This window comes from Roseateles sp., from assembly GCF_049240545.1.
In the GTDB taxonomy this organism is placed as follows: domain Bacteria; phylum Pseudomonadota; class Gammaproteobacteria; order Burkholderiales; family Burkholderiaceae_C; genus Paucibacter_A.
In genome coordinates, this window is record NZ_JBMLSK010000114.1 from 1 (window position 1) to 1941 (window position 1941).

Here is a 1941-nt window from a genome sequence, read left to right on the forward strand (position 1 = left end):
GAAGTCAGGAACAGCCGGGTTCTATGGAGGCGACAAGTATTCTGACGCGGGGGGGGAGTTCTGACTGGGCACCAGGCCGAGCCAAGCGCCGAACTGCCTGGCGTTGTCGAATGGCTTGAAGTCACCCACGCTGGCCACCAGCGCCGAAGCGCCAATCGGCCCGATGCCCTGCAGCGCGGCGGCCTTGCTGACGCGCTCGTCGCTGCGGGCGTGGGCTTCGATGCGTTCGTCGCACCACTTCATCTGCAGGTCCAGATCGATCCAGTGCAGGTGCGCACGCTGCAGCACCAGACGGGCGATGCCGGTGGGCTCGTTGCTGGCGTCTTCCAGCACTTCGGCCAGTACTCGGCCAAGCGCCTCGGGGCTCTGCGGGAAGACCAAGCCGAACTCGGCCAGCACGCCGCGGATGCGGTTGATCAGCGCGGTGCGCTCGGCCTTGTAGCCCTCGCGCAGCCGGTGCACGCTGAGCTGGCCCTGCTGCTCGGCCGTCTTCACCGCAACAAACCGCATGTGCGGCCGGCCCGCGGCCTCGCAGATCGCCGCCGCATCGTTGGCGTCGTTCTTCCCGCTCTTGCCGGCCATGCGGTACGGCGTGACGAAGTGGCCCGCAATCAGCCGCGCATCCAGGCCCAGCAGACGCAGGCGTCGGGCCGCGTGGTGTGCGCCACCGCAAGCTTCCATCGCCACCAGGCAGCCAGCGGGCAACTCTGCACACCAGGCAAAGAACCGCTCCGGCGCCATCGGCTTGGCCAGCAGCTTGCGGCCCGACCGATCCACCGCATGCACCTGGAACACGCGCTTGGACAAATCCACCCCTGCCCGTGCGGCCGCGCCGCGTGTAACCTGCGTCATGACTTCCCCTTTCCGATCAGATTGAACTTCCGCAACTCAATCTTGGTACCTCGATACCGTTACTGGACTGGGGAAGTCCCTTTCATTCGTTAGGCTTCACAACCAACTACCTCGCCATGCCCACGCTCTACACCGTCAGCTACCCTGAAGTCGCGCCAGAGGACTTGTCGTTCATGGAGCGATTTCGTCAACTGCACGATCTTCCCTACCTTGATGTTGTCGCGGCACACTTCACGATGGTCTTCAGTTGCAAGACCATTGAGCTGGCGGAATACACCAAGCACATCGAAGCTGTCGCAAGACAGTCAGAACCTATCCGCTTCTCCTGTAAGTACGCAATGCTGGGTGCTGACGATTTCGATGACACAGCGTATGTCTTTCTTGTCCCTGATGAAGGGTACTCTGGCATCTCGCTGCTTCACGACCGTCTTTACACCGGCCTGCTTCAGCCATTCTTGAAGCTTGATGTACCGTTCGTCCCACACATCACGATCGGAACACTGAAGGACCGCTCTGCAGCCAAGGCACTCTGCGATGAACTGAACCGTACTGGCGTGCATATCGAAGGCACTCTTCGGGCACTGACCATCGGCGCGCTGGAAGACGGAAAACTCAAGAACCTGTCATCGCACGCGCTCGGTAAAGCCTCTTTTAAGAAAAACCCCTCAAGTGACTGATGCGCAAGGCGTTTTTCATGCGGCCTGCGGTGCGGCGACGAGTTGCATGCCGAGCTTGTTGGCACGCTGGGACAGCTGGCGCAGCACCCGTTCGCGGTATCGCTCCTCGTAGCAGGCCTGGCCTTGGTCGGTGTACTCCTCGCCCTTGGTCAGCATCGTGTAGATGAGCCGGGCGAACTTGTGCGCGGCAGCGGCCACCGCCTCGAGCGGCCCCGCTCCTGCCAGCCAAAGCCGGAGTACCATCACACCATGCACGTCATCAAGGGCACCGTCGTAGAGGGGAAGATCGTCCTCAACCGAGGCGCGCTCCCTGAGGGCGCTGAGGTTGGCGTGTTCGTCGCGCAGCAAGAGGGTAGTGTTAGCCTGTCGACGTTGCTCCAGAAGGAACTGGAAGACGCCTTGGACGAAGCAG

The 1941-nt window shown here is 62.0% G+C and carries 2 protein-coding genes and 1 pseudogene; 1 reads left to right on the forward strand and 2 read right to left on the reverse strand.

Annotated elements, in window-relative coordinates; all coding sequences use genetic code 11:
- Positions 1–21 precede the first annotated feature (21 nt).
- The gene (locus tag ACOVRJ_RS08075; protein WP_422043373.1) at positions 22–852 is read right to left on the reverse strand and encodes an IS110 family transposase; all 831 of its coding nucleotides are present in this window, start codon (positions 850–852) and stop codon (positions 22–24) included.
- Between the two features lie 116 nt (positions 853–968).
- Between ACOVRJ_RS08075 and ACOVRJ_RS08080 the strand changes: the two genes are divergently transcribed.
- The gene (locus ACOVRJ_RS08080; RefSeq protein WP_422043374.1) at positions 969–1529 is read left to right on the forward strand and encodes a 2'-5' RNA ligase family protein; all 561 of its coding nucleotides are present in this window, start codon (positions 969–971) and stop codon (positions 1527–1529) included.
- Positions 1530–1544: 15 nt separating this feature from the next.
- On the opposite strand, the pseudogene ACOVRJ_RS08085 reads toward ACOVRJ_RS08080, so the two are convergent.
- Positions 1545–1941, reverse strand: a pseudogene (locus tag ACOVRJ_RS08085) (hypothetical protein); the annotation flags it as partial.